Source organism: Variovorax sp. PEI5 (assembly GCF_056679935.1).
The window spans coordinates 422,018-438,082 of record NZ_JBWXPH010000002.1 but is presented as its reverse complement, the minus strand read 5'-3'; the positions used below and the strand labels follow the sequence as shown (position 1 = coordinate 438,082).

15 protein-coding genes are annotated in these 16,065 nt (G+C 71.8%); 5 read left to right on the top strand and 10 right to left on the bottom strand.

Annotated elements, in window-relative coordinates:
• Positions 1-4: 4 nt before the first annotated feature.
• Both AC1MLT_RS18505 and AC1MLT_RS18500 read right to left on the bottom strand, forming a co-directional pair.
• On the bottom strand, positions 5-232 hold the full coding sequence (locus AC1MLT_RS18505) for a hypothetical protein (protein WP_481035575.1): 228 nt from the start codon (positions 230-232) through the stop codon (positions 5-7).
• The gene (locus tag AC1MLT_RS18500) at positions 229-2,004 is read right to left on the bottom strand and encodes an FAD-dependent monooxygenase (protein WP_481035573.1); all 1,776 of its coding nucleotides are present in this window, start codon (positions 2,002-2,004) and stop codon (positions 229-231) included. Before AC1MLT_RS18500 ends, AC1MLT_RS18505 begins: the two co-directional genes overlap by 4 nt.
• An 86-nt stretch (positions 2,005-2,090) precedes the next feature.
• On the opposite strand from AC1MLT_RS18500, the gene AC1MLT_RS18495 reads away from it, so the two are divergent.
• Positions 2,091-2,891: a helix-turn-helix transcriptional regulator gene (locus AC1MLT_RS18495; protein WP_481035572.1), complete on the top strand. Its 801-nt coding sequence runs from the start codon at positions 2,091-2,093 to the stop codon at positions 2,889-2,891.
• A 10-nt stretch (positions 2,892-2,901) separates the two neighbouring features.
• On the opposite strand, the gene otnC is transcribed toward AC1MLT_RS18495, so the two are convergent.
• Positions 2,902-3,549: a 3-oxo-tetronate 4-phosphate decarboxylase gene (gene otnC, locus AC1MLT_RS18490; protein ID WP_481035570.1), complete on the bottom strand. Its 648-nt coding sequence runs from the start codon at positions 3,547-3,549 to the stop codon at positions 2,902-2,904.
• Positions 3,546-4,841: a 3-oxo-tetronate kinase gene (otnK, locus tag AC1MLT_RS18485; protein ID WP_481035568.1), complete on the bottom strand. Its 1,296-nt coding sequence runs from the start codon at positions 4,839-4,841 to the stop codon at positions 3,546-3,548. The genes otnC and otnK overlap by 4 nt, the downstream gene beginning before the upstream one ends.
• A gap of 164 nt (positions 4,842-5,005) precedes the next feature.
• Between otnK and AC1MLT_RS18480 the strand changes: the two genes are divergently transcribed.
• The 3 genes from AC1MLT_RS18480 to AC1MLT_RS18470 all read left to right on the top strand — a co-directional run bounded on the left by AC1MLT_RS18480 (position 5,006) and on the right by AC1MLT_RS18470 (position 8,335).
• A complete protein-coding gene (locus tag AC1MLT_RS18480) occupies positions 5,006-6,394 on the top strand; it encodes a homoserine dehydrogenase (RefSeq protein ID WP_481035567.1) in 1,389 nt (462 codons plus the stop codon).
• An 85-nt stretch (positions 6,395-6,479) separates the two neighbouring features.
• Positions 6,480-7,283, top strand: coding sequence for a DeoR/GlpR family DNA-binding transcription regulator (locus AC1MLT_RS18475; protein ID WP_481035850.1), 804 nt, complete (start codon positions 6,480-6,482; stop codon positions 7,281-7,283).
• A 77-nt stretch (positions 7,284-7,360) separates the two neighbouring features.
• Entirely contained in the window at positions 7,361-8,335 is a 975-nt protein-coding gene (locus tag AC1MLT_RS18470) for a Bug family tripartite tricarboxylate transporter substrate binding protein (RefSeq protein WP_481035565.1), read from the top strand.
• Here the strand turns inward: AC1MLT_RS18470 and AC1MLT_RS18465 are convergent.
• From AC1MLT_RS18465 to AC1MLT_RS18440, 6 genes are all read right to left on the bottom strand, one after another.
• Positions 8,304-8,609 carry a DUF3325 domain-containing protein gene (locus AC1MLT_RS18465; protein ID WP_481035563.1) on the bottom strand — a complete coding sequence of 102 codons (306 nt, stop codon included), beginning with the start codon at positions 8,607-8,609 and terminating at the stop codon, positions 8,304-8,306. The genes AC1MLT_RS18470 and AC1MLT_RS18465 overlap by 32 nt on opposite strands.
• A complete protein-coding gene (locus tag AC1MLT_RS18460; RefSeq protein WP_481035561.1) occupies positions 8,606-10,177 on the bottom strand; it encodes a PepSY-associated TM helix domain-containing protein in 1,572 nt (523 codons plus the stop codon). Before AC1MLT_RS18460 ends, AC1MLT_RS18465 begins: the two co-directional genes overlap by 4 nt.
• A gap of 90 nt (positions 10,178-10,267) precedes the next feature.
• On the bottom strand, positions 10,268-10,567 hold the full coding sequence (locus AC1MLT_RS18455; RefSeq protein WP_481035849.1) for a DUF3649 domain-containing protein: 300 nt from the start codon (positions 10,565-10,567) through the stop codon (positions 10,268-10,270).
• On the bottom strand, positions 10,567-11,307 hold the full coding sequence (locus AC1MLT_RS18450) for a cobalt ABC transporter substrate-binding protein (protein ID WP_481035560.1): 741 nt from the start codon (positions 11,305-11,307) through the stop codon (positions 10,567-10,569). The genes AC1MLT_RS18455 and AC1MLT_RS18450 overlap by 1 nt, the downstream gene beginning before the upstream one ends.
• A 56-nt stretch (positions 11,308-11,363) precedes the next feature.
• On the bottom strand, positions 11,364-13,592 hold the full coding sequence (locus AC1MLT_RS18445) for a TonB-dependent receptor (RefSeq protein ID WP_481035558.1): 2,229 nt from the start codon (positions 13,590-13,592) through the stop codon (positions 11,364-11,366).
• Positions 13,593-13,856: 264 nt separating this feature from the next.
• Complete coding sequence (locus tag AC1MLT_RS18440) at positions 13,857-14,927, bottom strand: LacI family DNA-binding transcriptional regulator (protein ID WP_481035557.1); 1,071 nt, start codon at positions 14,925-14,927, stop codon at positions 13,857-13,859.
• Positions 14,928-15,041: 114 nt separating this feature from the next.
• Here AC1MLT_RS18440 and AC1MLT_RS18435 point away from each other — a divergent pair, with 114 nt between their 5' ends.
• Positions 15,042-16,061, top strand: coding sequence for a TRAP transporter substrate-binding protein (locus tag AC1MLT_RS18435; protein WP_481035555.1), 1,020 nt, complete (start codon positions 15,042-15,044; stop codon positions 16,059-16,061).
• Positions 16,062-16,065: the final 4 nt, after the last annotated feature.

Sequence of the window (16,065 nt, the reverse complement as noted above, 5' to 3'; positions counted from 1 at the left end):
GAATTCAGTCTCCTGTGATGTTGTGGGGAGTCGCGGACAGCGATGGTACGGGCAGCTCGCGCAACGCGTCGGCCAGCGCCGCGCGGCAGCGCGCCTCGTCGCCGACCTGCTCGAACAGCAGCAGCGCCAGACGCGCCAGGAACAGCGACTCGCGCTCGGTGCCGGCCTCGGTGATGGCGCGCGCGCAGTCGGCGTAGAGGCGGTCGCGGGCTTCGGGGGCCAGGGCGCTCATGCGGCGATCTCCTGGGGCCGGCCGACGGCGCGGCGCAGCGCGGCGGCCAGCGCGCCGGCCGTCACGCGATGCCAGCGCGCCGCGACGTGGCCATCCGGCCGCAGCAGGTAGACCGCGCCGGCGCGCGCGCCGAGGTCGGCCAGTAGCGCCTCGTCGGCAGCGGTCACGCGCCGAACGCTCAGGGGCAGGTCGACGCCGGCGGCGTGCCGCGCCGTGGCGATCTCGGCCTCGGACACCGGATCGTCGACGCCCGCCGGGGCGAAGACCCACAGCATGAAAGCCGCGCCATCGCCACGCGCCAGGTGGTCGCGCGCGATGTCCGGCGCCTGTGGCAGCGCGAGATCCGGCATCGCCTGGCCCGGCAGTGGCCCGGCGGGCAGCGCGTCGCCGGCGCTCGACAGGGCCGAGTCGGCATAGCGCACCGCCTCGGTCTGGCGCGGATTGACCAGCTGCGCGATGCCCCGGTGGCGGCCGGCCAGCGACAGGGCGGCCTCGCGCATCAGCTCGAAGCCGCGCGAGGGCGGCGACATGAATTCGGTGCTGCGCATGGCGTTCTCGGCATTGACGTGGAAGGCGGCGATGCGCTCGCGCGAGTAGCTGTCGAGCAGGGCGTCGCCACCCTGCCCCCGCACCACGCAGGCCAGCTTCCAGGCCAGGTTGTCGGCATCGTCGAATCCGGAGTTGAGGCCGCGCACGCCGAAGATCGGCATCGCATGCGCCGCATTGCCGGCGAACAGGACGCGACCGTGGCGATAGTCGGCCAGGGTCATGGCGCCGGCGCGGTAGACCGAGGTCCAGACGCAGCGCCATGGCAGGTGGCCCTCGCCGATGGCCTCCAGGTGGCGCCGCACGAAGGCCTCGACCGCTTCGGGCCGCAAGGCGTCCTCGGTGCGCTCGCCGGCGCGCAGCTGGTAGTCGATGCGCCAGATGTCGTCCGGCTGGCGGTGCATCAGCACCGTGCCGCCCCGGTACCAGGGCGGATCGAACCAGGCGCGCCGCTCGGTCGGGTGGCCGCTGGGCAGTTCGATGTCGACGATCACATAGCGCCCTTCGTAGGCCGCGCCCTCCAGCGCCAGCCCGAGCGAGCGGCGCACGAAGCTCTGGCCGCCGTCGCAGGCCGCCAGCCAGGCGCCCTGGAGCCGGTAGCCACCCAGCGCGTTGCGCACATCGAGCGTGACACCGTCGCCTTCGCCCTCGCGCTCCAGTCGCGTGAGCTCGGTGCCCCAGCGCAGGTCGATCAGGCCGGGATGGACCGCCTCGTGGCGCTCGATGGCATCGAGCAGGCATTGCTCGATGTCGTACTGCGCCAGGTTCAGCATCGGCGGCAGGGTCTGGCGCGCATCGGCGGGCATCTCGAAGCGGAACACCTCCTCGGTGCGGTAGAAGCTGCGGCCGACCGACCAGGGCAGGCCCTTGGCCAGGAAGCCGGGCAGGGCGCCCAGGCGTTCCATGATCTGCAAGCTGCGGCGCGAGACGCAGATCGCGCGGCTGCCGACGCACACCGTGTCGTCGGCCTCCAGCACCACGCTGCGCACGCCATGCCGGGCCAGGCCGAGCGCCAGCGCCAGCCCGACCGGTCCGCCGCCGGCGATCACCACCGGATGCCGGCCCGGCTCCCGGCCATCCACGCAGGCCGGCATCACGGGGGCGTGGCGCGTGTAGCGGAAGCGGCCCACGGCGGGCGGCAGGCCGGATCCATCGGTCAGGGGTGGCAAGGGGCCTTGGGCCGCGTCGCCGGCGCGGGCCCGGGGGGAGAGGGTGTCGGTGGTCATGGAACGGGATTCTCCCGATGCGGCCGGGCACGCGATGTCCTAACTTGTCATGACATGCCAAGACCTCCCGTCCCGGCCCGCGCGCCATGAAACGCTGGCGCGTCGGCCGCTCCACCGAGACCCTGGCGAGCATCGTGGTCGCCGATGTCATGGCCGGCATCGGCACGCCCCGCCTGGCAGCGCACTGCCTGCTGGCGATGCAGCGCGTGCTGCCGGTGACCCTGTGCACGGTGTTCGCGGTCGATGCCTCGGGCCGGCTGGAGACGGTCTCGGCCGCCAGCAGCTATGGCCGCGCGGCCGAACGGACCGCCGCGCGCTACATCGCCGCGCGCTTCGACCACAGCGATCCGCACATGGTCTGGCTGGGGAAGCGGGCGCTGCCGGCGACACCGCAGCGCTGGATCGGACACCACCGCGGCGACGAGCTGGCCGATGCCGCCTATCGCACCGCCTGCTACGACGATGTCGGCATCCGCGAGCGCGCCTCGGTCCTGCTGCTGTTGCCGAGCGGCGAGCGCGCGGCCGTCAACTTCTATCGCAGCCTGGCGCAGCCGGTGTTCGATGCCTCGGATTTCGCGCGCCTCGGCGCCCACGCGGGACTGCTGGCCGATGCCGTGGCGGCGCATGGACGCGGCGCGACGGCGGGGCGCGGCCATGTCCCGCCGCGCGCGGGGCCGCCGCTGGCGGCGCTGTCGGCGCTCGGTCCGCGCGAGCGCGAGGTGGTGGGGCACCTGCTGGCCGGCCGCACGGCCAAGGAGGCGGCGCGCGCGATGGGGGTGGAGGCGACCACGGTGCGCACCCACCAGTACCGCGCCTTCCGGCGGCTGGGCGTGCGCAACCTGAAGGCGCTGCTGGTCGAGCGCGGCCGCTTCGCGGACGCCGCCTGACCGCGCCGGCTCACCAGCGCACGCCGAAGGCCGCTTCCAGGTCCGCGACCTGGGCCGTCGTCAATGGCGCCGGACGCAGTTCGCGCATCAGCCAGAGCCGGGCGGTCTCCTCCAGCTCCTCCAGCGCATGGCTGGCGCGCGAGACGGTCGAGCTCCAGACCACCGGGCCGAGCCGCTCCAGCAGCACGCCGCGCACATCGGCCGCCAGCGCGGCCACCTGCTCGGCGACCTCGGCCGCGCCGGGACGCGCATAGGGGATCAGCGGCACGCGACCGATCTTCATGACCTGGTAGGGCGTGATCGGTGGCAGCACCGCGTCGGGGGCATGCACGCCGGCCAGGGTCAGCGCCACCAGGTGCGTGGAGTGGGTGTGCAGCACGCAATGCGCCTCGGTGTTGCGCTCGTAGATGCCGCGATGCAGCGCCAGGGTCTTGGACGGCCGGTCGCCGGAGAGCCAGTCGCCGCCGCTGCCGACCTTCGACAGCCGCGCCGGATCGAGCCGGCCGAGGCAGGCGTCGGTCGGCGTGATCAGCCAGCCATCGGGCAGCCGGGCGCTGATGTTGCCGGCCGTGCCGGTGGTGTAGCCCCGCGCGTGCAGGCTGGCGCCGACCTCGGCGATCTCCTCGCGCAGCCGCGATTCCGCCGACGCGCCGGTCATGCGACGGCTCCGTCGAGATGGCGCAGGGCCCTGTCGAAGAAGTCCTCGCCGCCGAAGTTGCCGGACTTCAGGACCACGGCCAGCGCGGTCGCGTCGCCCAGCGACTGCGTCTCCGGCACGCCCGGATCGATCTGGCGCCCGATGCGCAGGGCCTGCAGACCCAGGGCCTGGATCACCGCGCCCGAGGTCTCGCCGCCGGCGACCACGAAGCGGCGCGTGCCGCGGTCACGCAGCCGCGCCGCGATGGCACCCAGCGCTTCCTCGATCAGGGCGCCGGCGCGCGCCACGCCGAGCTCGGCCTGGACCCGGCGCACCTCGTCGGGCGGGGTGGTGGCGTAGACCAGCGTCGTCGCGTCGGGCCGGGCGCCGATGGCGTCCAGCGCCATCTCGACCACGGCCTCGCCACGCGCCAGCGCCAGAGGATCGACGCGGAAGGCCGGCCGGCCGGCGCGCAGCCAGGCCGCGACCTGGCCGTTGGTGGCGCTCGACGCGCTGCCCGACAGCACCACGGCCGGGCCGGCGATCGTCGGCAGGCGGGCGGCGTCGTCGGTCGCGCGCAGGGCGCCCTGGCGGCGGAAGTTGGCCGGCAGGCCCTGCGCCAGGCCGGAGCCGCCGGTCACCAGCGGGGCATCGGCGCAGGCCTCGCCCAGGGCGACCAGGTCGGCATCGGAGATGGCATCGGCGATGGCCAGGCGTACGCCGTCGGCGCGCAGGGCCGCGATGCGCTCCCGCACGGCAGCGGCGCCGGCCGCCACGACCGGCTGCGCGATCAGCCCGACATGGGCCCGGCTCTGGGCCTGCAGCACGCGCACCAGGTTGGCGTCGCGCATCGGCGTCAGGGGGTGGTTCTCCATGCCCGACTCGCTCAGCAGCTTCTGCTGCACGAACAGGTGGCCCAGGTAGACCGTGCGGCCGGCGCCCGGGAAGGCCGGGCAGGCGATCGCGAAGTCGGTGCCCAGCGCCTCCTGCAGGGCCTCGGCCACGGGGCCGATGTTGCCCTCGGCGGTGGAGTCGAAGGTCGAGCAGTACTTGAAGAAGAACTGCGCGCAGCCCCGGCCGCGCAGCCAGCGCAAGGCCTCCAGGCTCTCGGCCACGGCCTGCTCGCGCGGCGCGGTGCGCGACTTCAGCGCGATGACGATGGCATCGGCGTCGAGCGAGGCCGCCAGCGCGTCCGAGGGCACCCCGATGGTCTGGACGGTGCGCATGCCGCCCCGCACGAGGATATTGGCGAGGTCGGTGGCGCCGGTGAAGTCGTCGGCGATGCAACCCAGGAGGGGTTTGAACGGGTCCATGGAGGGTCTTTCAGTTCGTTCGAATATACGACGTGGTGTGAAGAAATGGTACGAGATGCCCCAGGAATTCACAAGGAGAAGTCGTTATTTGTGATTCCTTGTGAGGTTTTGTGAATAATGCGGGTCGAACGCCGTTCCTCATCCGTCCCAGAAAGCCTCTCCCCATGAACTTCGAGCTCCTGTTCGCCGATCAACCCCAACGCGAAGTGCGCTTCACCTTGACGGGAGCCAAGGGCGGCTTCGCCCGCACCCTGCTGGCCCAGACCCGCCTCATGCCGCGCCTGGTGCCGGCCGCGCTGTGCGATCTCGACCTGCCCGGGCTGCGCGCCCTGTGCGAGGAACTCGGCTTCCCGCCGGCGCGGCTGGTGGAATGCCACGATGCCGCGCAGGTCGCCGCCGCGCCGGCCGATGCGATCCGCCTGGTCGCCGATGCCGGCCTGCTGCGCGACGTGCCGCACGACATCCTGGTCGAGGCCACCGGCAATCCCAAGGTCGGCCACCGCGTGGCCTGCGAGGCGATCGACGCCGGCCGCCACGTGGCGATGGTGAGCAAGGAGGTCGACACCGTCGGCGGGGTCGCCATGGCGCGCCGCGCCGCCGCGCGTGGCGTGGTCTACACCACCGCCGACGGCGACCAGCCGGCCAACCTGATCGGCTGGGTCACCTGGGCCCGCACGCTGGGGCTGGAGATCGTCGCGGCCGGCAAGTCGGGCGAGTACGACCTCGTGTACGACCCGGCCAGTGGCACCCTGCGCCAGCTCGACGAGACGATCTCGGCGCCGGCGCTGTCCGGCCTGCTGACCCTGGGCGACGACATCCCCGCCACGCTGGCGGCCCGCCGCGCCGCGCTCGGCGGCCTCAAGACCGGCGCCACCGCCGACTACTGCGAGATGGCCGTGGTGGCGTCGAACACCGGCCTCGTCGCCGATGTCGAGGCCATGCACTATCCGGTGGCGCGGATCTCGGAGCTGGCCGACATCTACGCGCTGCGCGAGCATGGCGGCATCATCGGCCGGCCCGGCGCGATCGATGTCTTCAACGTGCTGCGCCTGCCGGGCGAGGCCAGCTTCGCCGGCGGCGTGTTCGTCGTCGTGCGCACCGGCGATGCGCCGACCTGGCAGATGCTGGCCCAGAAGGGCCACGTCGTCAGCCGCGACGGCCGCTATGCCTGCATGTACCTGCCCTATCACTTCATGGGCGTGGAGACGCCGATCAGCCTGCTCAACGCCGTGCTGCACGGCCGCGCCTCCGGCAGCGCCCGGCCGGCGCAGCATGCGGTCCTGGCCGGCCGCGCGATCCAGACCATCCCCGCCGGCACGGTGCTGCGCATGGGCGGCCACCACCACGACGTGACCGGCGTCAAGCCGGTGCTGCTGTCGCGCGCCGAGGCGCCGGCCGATGTCGCGCCGCTCTACCTGGCCGCCCATGCGACCACCGCGCGCGAGATCCCGGCCGGCGCGCTGATCGGCCTCGACGACATCCAGGGCGACGACCCGGCGCTGCGCGATGCCTGGCTGAGCGGCCTGCGGGATGCCGACGTCCGCCATGGATGACGGCATCGACGGCCTGGCCGCCGGCCGCGCCGCCGACGAGCGCGCCGGCCGCGTCGCCACGCTGATCCCGGAGCAGCGGCGCGAGATGATCGTGCGGCAGCTGCGCCAGCACCAGGTGCTGAGCGTCCACCAGCTGACCGAGCTGCTGGGCTGCTCGCACATGACGGTGCGCCGCGACGTCGCCGCGCTGGAAGAGAGCGGCCGCGTCTATGCGATCCCGGGCGGCGTGCGCATCGCCAGCCACATGGTCAGCGAGCCCAGCCACCAGGCCAAGTCGGTCACCGAGCAGCCGCAGAAGCAGGCCATCGCGGCGCACGTCGCGCCGCTGCTCAAGCCGGGCATGACGGTGTACCTGGATGCCGGCACCACCACCGCCTGCCTGATCCCGCTCCTGGTCGGGCTGGCCGACATGACCGTGCTGACCAACGACTTCCGCACCGCGCTGGCCCTGTCGGACCACCCGGGCGTCACCGTGATCCACACCGGCGGCGTGCTCGACCACCGCAACGGCTCCAGCATCGGCCCGCTGGCCGCGGCGACCCTGCGCCGCCTGGTGGCGGACATCGCGTTCCTGTCGGCCAGCTCCTGGGACCTCGAACGCGGCGTCACCACGCCCTCGGCGCCCAAGGTCGAGGTCAAGCGCGCGGCGATGGAGATCGCCTCGCAGCGCGTGCTGCTGGCCACCGGCGCGAAGTACGGCACCTATGGCACCTATCGGGTCGCCGCGCTGGGCGAGTTCGACCTCGTCGTCACCGACGACGGCCTGTCCGGCGCGGCGGTGCAGCGGCTGCGCGAGTCCGGCCTCGAGCTCGAGATCGCCGGGGCCGCCCCGGCCGCCTCGGCCGACCCGACGGACCCGGTCGCTTCAGCCGCCTCGGCCGCCGCCTGAACGCCGGACCGCGCCGGCCCCGCATCCATCACCTTTTCCAGTTTTTCCAAGAACCAAGGACTCGTCAGAGATCGATCATGACTTTTCGCCTGAAACTCTCCACGCTCGCGGTCGCCGCGCTGTGCACGCTGCCCTTCGCCGCCCCGGCCCAGGACACCTGGCCCAGCAAGCCGATCACGCTCGTCGTCACCTATCCCGCCGGCGGCGCGGCCGACATGCTCGCGCGCCTGGTCGCGCCCAAGATGGCCGCGACGCTGGGCCAGTCGGTGGTGATCGAGAACCGCGGCGGCGGCGCCGGCCAGATCGGCGCGGCGGTGGTGGCGCGCAGCAAGCCCGATGGCTACACCGTGATGGTCGACGGCGGTGGCTACGCCATCAACCCGACGCTGTTCCCCAAGCTGCCCTACGACACGGCCAAGGCCTTCACGCCGGTCGGCATCCTGGGGGTGTTCCCGCTGGTGCTGGTGACCACGCCCAACTTCCAGGCCAGGTCGGTCAAGGAACTGGTCGCCATGGCCAAGGCCGCGCCCGATGCCGTGTCCTATGCCTCGCCGGGCACCGGCTCGACCCAGCACCTGGCGACCGAGCAGTTCCTGCAGCGGGCCCAGGTCCGCATGGTGCACATCCCCTACAAGGGCGGCAGCCCGGCGATGGCCGACGTGATGGGCGGCCATGTGCCGGTCTATGTCGCCAACATCGGCTCCTCGCTGGCCAACATCAAGTCGAACAAGCTGCATCCGCTGGCGGTGATGGCAGCGCGCCGTTCGCCCTCGCTGCCCGACGTGCCGACGCTGGCCGAGGCCGGCGTGTCCAACGCCGAGGCCTACGAATGGAACGGCATGTTCCTGCCCGCGGGCGTGCCGCCGGCGATCGCCACCAGGCTGGGCGAGGCGCTGCGCGGCGCGCTGGCCGCGCCCGACGTGCGCGAGCGCATCGCCAGCGTCGGTGGCGAAGCCTTCCCGGGCGGCCCGGTCGAGACCGCGAAGTTCATCCAGCAGCAGACCGAGCGCATGGGCAAGGTCATCCGCGACGGCCAGATCCGGCCCGAGTGACGCGCCGGCGCGCCATCGCCAACGCGGTGGCGTACACCACCCCGGCCGCCAGGCTGAGGTGGCCGCAGTACGCCACCAGAGCGAAGCCCCAGCCCCAGCCGCGCACCGCCACCAGCAGCGCGGCGCCCAGCAGCAGCCAGCCGGTGGCGCGCAGCAGGCGCGAGCGCGCGGCCGTCAGGACCCGCCCCAGCAGCTCTTCCTGCTGACGTTCGGTCGCCAGCGCCAGGGCCGCGAAGCCGGCGACGCTGGTCGCCAGCAGCCAGGCGTGCGTCATGCCAGACCCCCCTCGGCCCGTCCGCTCGCACCCGGGCGGGCTCGCCGGCCGGCCGGCACCACCGGCGCATGACGCGCCGCGCGCAGGGCCAGCACGGCATGCAGCCCCGCCAGCGCCCACAGCACCAGGTCGACGCCGGCGAACACGCCATCGCCCTCGGCGATGCTGCGCCACAACGGCCGCGTCGTGACGAGGGCATTGAGCACCGGCAGCAGCGCCAGCGCGGCGGTGGCCAGCCACAGCTGCTCGATCCAGGCCCGCTTCGCCGGCCGGCAGGCGGCATGCAGCAGGCAGGCGCCCCAGGCCATGAAGAACACCTGGATCTCCCAGTCGCCGCGCTGCGCCAGCGTGGCCGGCAGCAGCCGGTTGGCCCACAGGAAGGCCGCCATGGCGATCGACAAGCCGGCGATGGCGGCGATGTTGAGCCGCTCCACCAGCCAGAAGCCGGGATGCCGCCGGTCCGGCCGGGACAGCTTGGCGCGTCGCTTGACGGTCCACATCACGAGCCCCGTCCCGACCATCGCCGTGCCCGCCAGGCTGACCACGAAATACAGCCAGCGCAGCGACAGGTCGCTGAAGCGCCCCATGTGCAGCGCGACCATCACGCCGCGCGTCTGCGCCGCCGGGCCGACGCGGTCGTGCGTCTCCAGCAACTGGCCGCTGACGCCATCGAACAGCAGGTATTGCGGACTGGTCGAGACGCGGCCCGGATCGCCGCGCACGACGGCCACGCGCGCCGCCGCGTCGCCGGCCTGCGTCACCGTCACGCGGCCGACATCGCCCGGGCCCCAGCGTTCCTGGGCCGTGCGCACCATGGCGTCGAGCGGCGCCAGCGGCGCGGCCGTGCCGCTGGGCCGGCCGGGCTGGATGAAGGCGCTGAGCTCGCGCGTCATCTGCTGGCGCGCGGCCGGGCCGTCGAAGGCCGCCCGTTCGCCCCACGGCATGTAGAGCGCCATCAGCGTGACCAGCCCGGTGTACGTGATCATCAGGTGGAAGGGCAGCCCGAACACCGACAGCGCGTTGTGCGCGTCGAGCCAGGAGCGCTGCCCCTTGCCCCAGCGGAAGGTGAAGAAGTCGACGAAGATCTTTTTGTGCGTGATCACGCCGCTGACGATCGCCACCAGCATGAACATGGCCGCGGCGCCGGCCAGCCAGCGGCCCCACAGCACCGGCATGTAGTGGAACTGGAAGTGGAAGCGATAGAAGAACTCGCCGCCCAGGGTGTCGCGCGCCGCCACGCGCTGCCCGGTGACGGGGTCGAAGCTGCCCTCGGCGAAGCTGCGCCGGCCCGGGGTGGTGGGCGTGGTGCGCCAGAACACCGCCACGGCGTCGTTGCGCGCATCGGGCATGCGCATGCTCCATTGCGGGCTGCCGGGCGCGACGCGGGCCAGCTCGCCGGCCACGCGCTGCGCCGCCACGGCCGGGTCGGGCAGGTCGGCGCGGAAGGGCAGCTCGGGCCGCGCCCATTGCGAGAGCTCGTCCTTGAAGTAGCTGACGCTGCCGGTCAGGAACATCGCATACAGCACCCAGCCCAGCAGCAGCCCGGTCCAGGTGTGGAGCTCGGACATGGTCTGGCGGATGCCGCGCGGTCTGGGCGCGGCGGAAGGAGGGGAGGCAGCGGGGGCGGTCGGGGAAGGCGCCGGCATCGGTCGGTCTCCTCAGCGCAGCGGCGGGGCGAACCACACGCTGCAGGCCGCGGCCATCAGCGGCGTCGCCACGCACAGCAGGCCGGTCCAGGCGCGCCGGGCGCTGCGCACCGCGAACACCCAGACCACCGCGCCGGTGTAGACGGCGAAGCTCATGAGCATGCCGGCGAGCACGGCCTGCGCGCGGCTCACCGGCAGCGCCAGCATGGCCACGCTGGCCAGGGCGGCCAGGGCATAGCCGCCGAGCACGGCCGCCACGATGCGCGAGATGAGCGGGCCGGCGGCGAGCACGCGTTGCGCGAACCGGCGGATCACGGGTGTGGCGTGGCGGTGGGCGCGGCGGGGATCGGGGCCACGCCGTCGGCCTTGACGTAGGTCAGCGTGGTGACGTAGCTGGTGCCCTCGAAGCGCTCCGGTCCGTTGGCGCCGGGTCGCTCGCCGGCGCTGCGGTCGTTGACGCTGACCTCGGCCACGTAGGTGCCCCTCCAGGGCATGTCGAACCTCACCAGGCCCTGGGCGTCGGTCTGGGCCTCCTTGGCCCAGCCGGACTGCGTGACCAGCGTGACCTTGGTCCTGGGCCGGGGCTCGCCCTTGAAGAACAGCCGGAACTCGCCCTGGTCGCTGATCGGCACCAGGTCCAGCGTCAGCCGGGGCGGCTGGGGTTCCAGCCGGGTCACCAGGCGCGCGGCCGGGTAGTAGCGGTTCTGGGTCTCGCGCTCGCCCTGCTTCCAGGTGTAGAGCGGATAGTCCGCGTCCTCGGCCACGATGGCATCGCCCCGGACGGCGCCGAAGGGCAGGGCGAAGCCATCGGCCGACTTGCGCGCCGGGCTCTCGCGGTCGCCCCCCGCCGACAGCAGCGTCGCGGTGGGCCGGCCGAACTTGTCGAGCGAGCCGGGCGAGGCCTCGCGCAGGTTCTCGCCGAACTCGCCGAAGCGCACGATGGCGGTCTTCTGGCCGGCGGGCTGCTCGATCCAGATCTGGTGGGCATGCGTGGCGGCGGCGGCGCCGAGCAGGGCGAGGGCGCCCAGGGCGCGGAGGGCGGAGCGGGTCATGGGAGTCGAGAGGGTCATGAGGATCGTGCGGGGTCTCGAGGGAGCGGGCGGGGCGCTCAGAAGCTGATCGAGGCCGACAGCATCAGCGTGCGCGGCGCGCCCACGGTCACATAGGTGCTGGTCACCCAGTAGGCCTTGTTGGCCACGTTCTCCAGGTTGGCGCGCAGCAGCACCGGCCGTCCCGCCACCCGCGTGGCGTAGCGCGCGCCGATGTCGACCCGCGTCCAGCTCGGCATGCGCAGCAGGTTGGCGGCGTCGTAGTAGAGCGAGGAGGTGCTGATGACCCGGCCGTTCAGGCTCAGGCCCGGCACCCAGGGCGTGTCCCAGTCGAGGCCGACGTTGAAGGTGTGGTCCGGCACGCCGTTGGCGTCGTTGCCCTGGTTCAGGCCGCCGGTGGTGCGGGTCAGCTTGGCATCGTTGAACGAGGCGCTGGCCATGGCGCGCAGGCCCCGCTGGATCTCGCCGTAGGTGGTCAGTTCCAGGCCGCGATTGCGCTGCTCGCCGCCGAAGCTGTAGATCTGCGTGGCCGGATCGGTGAGCGAGTTCGGGCGCGTGATCTGGTAGACGGCGGCCTGCGTCGTGAGCGTGCCCCAGTCCGCCTTGACGCCGACCTCGTACTGCTTGGACTTCTGCGGCGCGAACACCTCGCCCCGGTTGGCGGTCGTGGGGCCGGCGATGCCACCGGCGGTGAGGCCGGCGGTGTAGTTGCCGTAGACGGAGATGTTCTGGCGCGGCTTGAACACCAGGCCGACCAGCGGCGTCACGGCGCTGGCGTCGTAGGGCGTGGAGCCGTTGACGCTCTTCTGGTCGATGGTCTGGTCGCGCAGGCCGAGCGTGAGCAGCACGCGATCGTCGAGGAACGACATCGTGTCGGCGACCGCCAGGCTGTATTGCGACAGGTCGGCCGTCTTCGCCGGATCCTGGCGCGCGAAGTCGATCGGCGGCAGCGCCGCCGGGTTGTAGAGGTTGGATGCCACGGAAGCGGTGGTCAGCCGGTAGAAGTAGCCGGTCTCCCGATCCATGCGGTTGGCCGCCACCACCAGCGAGTGGCCCACGGCACCGGTCCTGAAGCGCGTGCGCAGGCCGATCTCGCCGGAGGTGGTCTTGTTGTACTCGTCGTAGTAGCCGTTGCTGACCGAGAAATTGCCCAGCGTGTTGGGGCGCAGGTCGACCGGGCGCGTGACGGCGGTCGGGAAGTTCTGGTCGGTCGACACGTCGCTGTAGCCGATGCCGCCATAGAGCGTGGTGTTGCCGTCGATGTCGAACTCCAGGCGCGACATCAGCGTCTTCGCCTTGTCCGTCAGGTCGGCGCCGGGATAGAAGGTGGAGCGGTTGTCCGGCACCGCCGGGATCTGGGTGATGCCGTTGCGGAAGGCGATCTGCGGCCGGAAATCCGTCGTCCTGCCGCTGGTGGTCAGCGCGTCGAGCGACCAGCGCAGCCGGTTGCCCGCGTAGTCGATGCCCAGCGAGCCCAGGCCCAGGCGCTGCCGGCCGCCGTCGATGTTGCCTTCGCCATTGCGCCAGACGCCATTGGCGCGGACACCCCACTGGTTGTCCTCGCCGAAGCGGCGGCCGACATCCAGGTGCGTGCCGAACTGCGCCTTGCCCATGTAGGTGGTGGTCAGGCGCGTCAATGGCACGTCGGCGGCGCGCTTGGTCACCACGTTGATGGTGCCGCCGATGCTGCCATTGGGCCCGACGCCATTGGTGAGCGAGCCCGGGCCCTTGAGCACTTCCACCCGCTCGATCATCTCCAGCGGGATGCGAGTGGCCGGCGCCAGGCCGAACAGGCCGTTCATGCTGACGTCGCGGGCGCCGACGGCGAAGCCGCGGATCTGGAAGTCGTCGCCATAGCCGCCGCGCGAGGCCAGGGTGCGCACCGAGGCATCGTTCATGACCACGTCGGCGATCGACTGCGCCTGCTGGTTCTCGATCAGCTCGGAGGTGTAGTTGGTGGTGCTGAAGGGCACGTTCATCAGATCGGTGATGCCCAGGATGCCCAGGCTGCCGCCGCGCGCGAACTGGCCGCCCGAGTAGGTCTTCTGCAGGCCGCCGATGGCTTCTGCCTGATCGGTCACCACCACTTCCTGCAGCGTCGTGTTGCTGGTGTTGCTGGTGGTGCCTCCGGTGACGCCGGCGCCGGTGGCCGCCGGGTTCGTCTGCGCGGCGACGCCGGCCGCCGCGAGGGCCAGGAAGGCCCCCAGGGCGCGGTGGATGCGCCGCGTCAGCGGACGGGTGGCGAAAGGAGGACGGACGGGCAGGAACGAGGCACGGGAGGGATGCATGGAGACGACGATGACGCGAAAGGAAAGCACGTGACGAAATCCGGCCCGGGTCCGCGAGGGACCCGGAAGGCGCCGGAGCGCCCCGAAACGAGTGGAGCGGTGATGCGGTCGCGATGCCTGTAACGCTAATAGGAATAGCAACCGTTCTCATTAAAAGTGTACACGCGACCTGTGCGCTGGGTCAAAAGATCCAGCGTTTTTTGTCGAGGCGGGGCATCGGGATCCCCCGGGCCATGCCACCGGCCGCGCCCGGAGGGCGCCTCCTCAGGGCAGGTTCTCGCGGAAGATCACCTGGCTGCGCGTGTTCTCCACACCGCTGAGGGTTTCGCGGCCGTCGCGCAGGTTGGTGAAGATGCGCACGCAGTTCATGAGCGTGGTGTGCGGGCTCTGCGTGATGACCGCGTCGAGGCTGCCGTCGATCAGCAGGGCGCGGGTGTCGGGCGTCAGGCCATGGCCGATGAAGACCACCTTCTGGTCGCGGCCGGCTTCCTTCAGCGCGCGCGCCACGCCATCGGAGGCGCCGCCGATGTTGTAGATCCCGCCGAGCTCGGGATGCTGGTCGAGCAGGGCGCGCGTCTGGCGGTAGTTCTGCTCGGCGTCGTCGTGGCCCTCGCGCAGGCCGACCACCGACAGCTGGGGGAACAATTCGTCGATGACGTGCAGGAAGCCGGCCTCGCGCTCCTCGTGCGCCCGATAGCTCAGGCTGCCCGCGATCAGCGCCACCTGGGCGCTGCGCGCGCCGATGAAGCGGCCGATCAGGTAGCCGGCCGTGCGTCCGGCGGCGCGGTTGTCCAGGCCGATGTAGGCCACGCGCGGTGAATTGGAGAGGTCGGAGATCAGCGTGATCACCGACACGCCCTGCGCCGCCAGCTCGGTCACCGCCTCGCGCACCGCCGGATGCTCGAGCGCCATCACGGCGATGCCGTCGCTGCGCTTGCCATGGCGTCGCAGCGCCGCCGCCAGTTCGTGGGGGTCGAAGCTCTCGATGAACTCGACCCGGCAGCGCACGTTGAAGGGCGCCCAGTGCTCCTGCGAATAGCCCACCATGTCGCCCAGCATGCGGATGAAGCGGTTGGTGCCGGCCGGCAGCAGCACGCTCAGGCGCAGCGGCTGCGGCGCCAGCGCGGCATAGAGCGCCTGCTCGGGCAGGTAGTCGAGCTCGCCGGCGGCCTTGAGCACGCGCTGCACCGTGGCGTCGCGCACGCCGGGGCGCTTGTTGAGCACGCGGTCGACCGTGGCGGTGGAGACCCCGGCGGCGCGCGCGATGTCGACCACGCGAGCGCGGCCGGTGGGGCTGTCGGCGGCGGTGCCAGCCGGGTCGGGGTTAACCCTCATCGATCAAAAACCATCATTTGAATTGTTTGACGCTGCGACGAGGTGTCCCTATCGTTCGCAGACCTTTCGGTCATGATGCATCAAAAGGCATCAACTACACAACGGAGACACTCCATGGATTCGATCACCCGCCGCAGCGCCCTGCGCACGCTTTCCGCCCTGCCCGCCGCCAGCGTCGTCACGGCCGTGCCGCGCTTCGCCCGCGCGGCCGAGTTCTCGTGGAAGTACGGCAACAACCTGCCGGTGACGCACCCGCTCAACGTGCGCGCGCAGGAGGCGGTCGAGCGCATCGCCCGCGAGACCAAGGGCCGGGTCGAGATCAAGATCTTCCCCAACAACCAGCTCGGCGGCGACACCGACATGCTGGCCCAGGTGCGCTCCGGCGGCATCGAGTTCTTCACGCCCTCCGCCCTGGTCATCGCCACGCTGGTGCCGGTCGCGGCCATCAACGCCATCGGCTTCGCCTTCTCCGACTACAACCAGGTCTGGTCGGCCATGGACGGCAAGCTCGGCGCCCACGTGCGCGCGGCCATCTCCAAGACGCGGCTCTATGCCTTCGAGAAGATGTGGGACAACGGCTTCCGCCAGACCACCAGCTCGAAGGCGCCGGTCACCTCGGCCAAGGACCTCGACGGTCTGAAGATCCGCGTGCCGGTGAGCCCGCTGTCGATCTCGATGTTCAAGAGCCTGGGCGCGGCGCCGGCCAGCCTGCAGTTCAGCGAGGTCTACTCGTCGCTGCAGACCAAGATCGTCGACGCCCAGGAGAACCCGCTGCCCATCATCCAGGTGGCCAAGCTCTACGAGGTGCAGAAGTTCGCCTCGCTGACCAACCACATCTGGGACGGCTACTGGTTCATCGCCAACGGCCGTGCCTGGGACGGCCTGCCGGCCGACCTCAAGCCGATCGTGGCCGCGGCCATCAACGAGGCCGGCCTGAAGCAGCGCGACGACATCAGGAAGCTCAACGAATCGGTGGTCACCGACCTCCAGTCCAAGGGCCTGGCGATCAACCGGCCGGCGCCCGACAGCTTCCGCGCCAAGCTGCGCGAGTCGGGTTTCTATGGCGAGTGGAAGGGCCGCTTCGGCGACGAGGCCTGGGGCCTGCTCGAGCAGAGCGTGGGCAAGCTGGCCTGAGCCG

Excerpts from the sequence above, each read along its gene's own strand:
- AC1MLT_RS18505 (WP_481035575.1), bottom strand. The coding sequence starts at position 232 with ATGAGCGCCCTGGCCCCCGAAGCCCGCGACCGCCTCTACGCCGACTGC.
- AC1MLT_RS18500 (WP_481035573.1), bottom strand. The coding sequence starts at position 2,004 with ATGACCACCGACACCCTCTCCCCCCGGGCCCGCGCCGGCGACGCGGCC.
- AC1MLT_RS18495 (WP_481035572.1), top strand. The coding sequence starts at position 2,091 with ATGAAACGCTGGCGCGTCGGCCGCTCCACCGAGACCCTGGCGAGCATC.
- otnC (WP_481035570.1), bottom strand. The coding sequence starts at position 3,549 with ATGACCGGCGCGTCGGCGGAATCGCGGCTGCGCGAGGAGATCGCCGAG.
- otnK (WP_481035568.1), bottom strand. The coding sequence starts at position 4,841 with ATGGACCCGTTCAAACCCCTCCTGGGTTGCATCGCCGACGACTTCACC.
- AC1MLT_RS18480 (WP_481035567.1), top strand. The coding sequence starts at position 5,006 with ATGAACTTCGAGCTCCTGTTCGCCGATCAACCCCAACGCGAAGTGCGC.
- AC1MLT_RS18475 (WP_481035850.1), top strand. The coding sequence starts at position 6,480 with ATGATCGTGCGGCAGCTGCGCCAGCACCAGGTGCTGAGCGTCCACCAG.
- AC1MLT_RS18470 (WP_481035565.1), top strand. The coding sequence starts at position 7,361 with ATGACTTTTCGCCTGAAACTCTCCACGCTCGCGGTCGCCGCGCTGTGC.
- AC1MLT_RS18465 (WP_481035563.1), bottom strand. The coding sequence starts at position 8,609 with ATGACGCACGCCTGGCTGCTGGCGACCAGCGTCGCCGGCTTCGCGGCC.
- AC1MLT_RS18460 (WP_481035561.1), bottom strand. The coding sequence starts at position 10,177 with ATGTCCGAGCTCCACACCTGGACCGGGCTGCTGCTGGGCTGGGTGCTG.
- AC1MLT_RS18450 (WP_481035560.1), bottom strand. The coding sequence starts at position 11,307 with ATGACCCGCTCCGCCCTCCGCGCCCTGGGCGCCCTCGCCCTGCTCGGC.
- AC1MLT_RS18445 (WP_481035558.1), bottom strand. The coding sequence starts at position 13,592 with ATGCATCCCTCCCGTGCCTCGTTCCTGCCCGTCCGTCCTCCTTTCGCC.
- AC1MLT_RS18440 (WP_481035557.1), bottom strand. The coding sequence starts at position 14,927 with ATGAGGGTTAACCCCGACCCGGCTGGCACCGCCGCCGACAGCCCCACC.
- AC1MLT_RS18435 (WP_481035555.1), top strand. The coding sequence starts at position 15,042 with ATGGATTCGATCACCCGCCGCAGCGCCCTGCGCACGCTTTCCGCCCTG.